This window comes from Pseudomonas sp. 05T35, from assembly GCF_056396605.1.
Window position 1 is genome coordinate 1 of sequence record NZ_JBFTLU010000676.1, and the last position, 1,656, is coordinate 1,656.

Genomic DNA, 1,656 nt, shown 5'->3' on the forward strand with positions numbered 1-1,656 from the left:
GGCCAGGGCCTGACCCGTGCCGAGCTGTCGGTAATGATCACCTACAGCAAGATCGACCTCAAGGAGCAGTTGCTCAACTCCCTGGTGCCGGACGACGATTACCTGACCCGCGACATGGAAACCGCTTTCCCGCCGATGCTGGTCAGCAAGTTCTCCGAGGCCATGCGTCGTCACCGTCTGAAGCGTGAGATCGTCAGCACCCAGATCGCCAACGACCTGGTCAACCACATGGGCATCACCTTCGTTCAGCGACTCAAAGAGTCGACCGGCATGAGCCCGGCGAACGTGGCCGGCGCTTATGTGATCGTGCGTGACATCTTCCATCTCCCGCACTGGTTCCGTCAGATCGAGGCGCTGGATTACCAGGTGTCGGCCGACGTACAGCTGGAACTGATGGATGAACTGATGCGTCTGGGCCGTCGTGCCACTCGCTGGTTCCTGCGCAGCCGTCGCAACGAACAGAACGCAGCGCGAGACGTCGCGCATTTCGGTCCACATCTGGCAGCGCTGGGCCTCAAGCTCGACGAACTGCTGGAAGGCCCGACCCGCGAAGGCTGGCAGACCCGCTATCAGGCCTACGTCGCCGCTGGCGTACCTGAGTTGCTGGCGCGCATGGTTGCAGGCACCAGTCACCTGTACACCTTGTTGCCAATCATCGAGGCAGCGGACGTGACTGGCCAGAATGCGGCGGACGTGGCCAAGGCCTACTTCGCCGTGGGCAGTGCGCTGGACCTGACCTGGTACCTGCAACAGATCAGTGCTCTGCCGGTGGAAAACAACTGGCAAGCGCTGGCCCGTGAAGCGTTCCGCGATGACATCGACTGGCAGCAACGGGCGATCACCATCTCGGTCCTGCAAATGGGCAACGGCGAGCAGGACGTGGAAACGCGTCTGGCCTTGTGGATGGACCAGAACGAGAACATGGTCGAGCGCTGGCGCGCCATGCTGGTGGACATTCGTGCCGCCAGCGGCACGGACTACGCCATGTACGCGGTCGCCAACCGTGAACTGCTGGACCTGGCGTTGAGCGGTCAAGCGGTGGTGCCTGTCACGGCCGCTGCAATCGCTGAGCTGGAGCCTGCAGCCTGATCATCAGGCGCTGAATAAAAAGCCCCGTCTCGAGAGAGGCGGGGCTTTTTCAATTTAAACGTTAAAGAATGCGGGCTCCGACAGGGGGGCGATGTAGGAACAGGCGAAGCCTGTGATCTTTCAGCGTCAACTGCCTTGCGACATAAGTTTAAATATCTAGATCAAATGATCGCCGCCTGCGGTAGCGCCTACCGAACGATGACGGGCGTGTCGTTACTCATCGAAAGTTTATCTGATGGTCTGCTTAGTAAATTGCTGAGCGACTGGTCAAACTGTTGCAAAGCGCGAACTTGAATGTTCTGCTGTTCATTGATATCGGCAACTATCTCGGTGGCAGGTTTAAAATCAGCCCACACCGGACTCAGGTTTTTTGCATCATGGCCCTGAGCAGTCCCGATGTAATTGAGACTGGTGTCATGGATCGGCTGCACCAGCAGGCTCTGGCCGAAACCGGTGCCGGCGTTGGCCTGGTAGTCCTTGAGGTAGGCACGGCTGTTCTGGGTATTCTGACTGTAGACAATACCCAGTGACACGTCCGGACCGCTGGTGACATGAGTGGCGCTGGAG

At 59.1% G+C, this 1,656-nt stretch carries 2 pseudogenes; one reads left to right on the top strand and one right to left on the bottom strand.

Going from position 1 to position 1,656, the window contains the following annotated elements:
- Window positions 1–1,089: pseudogene (locus AC1DH9_RS28730) on the top strand (NAD-glutamate dehydrogenase); the annotation flags it as partial.
- Between the two features lie 188 nt (window positions 1,090–1,277).
- Here the strand turns inward: AC1DH9_RS28730 and AC1DH9_RS28735 are convergent.
- Window positions 1,278–1,656, bottom strand: a pseudogene (locus tag AC1DH9_RS28735) (ATPase); the annotation flags it as partial.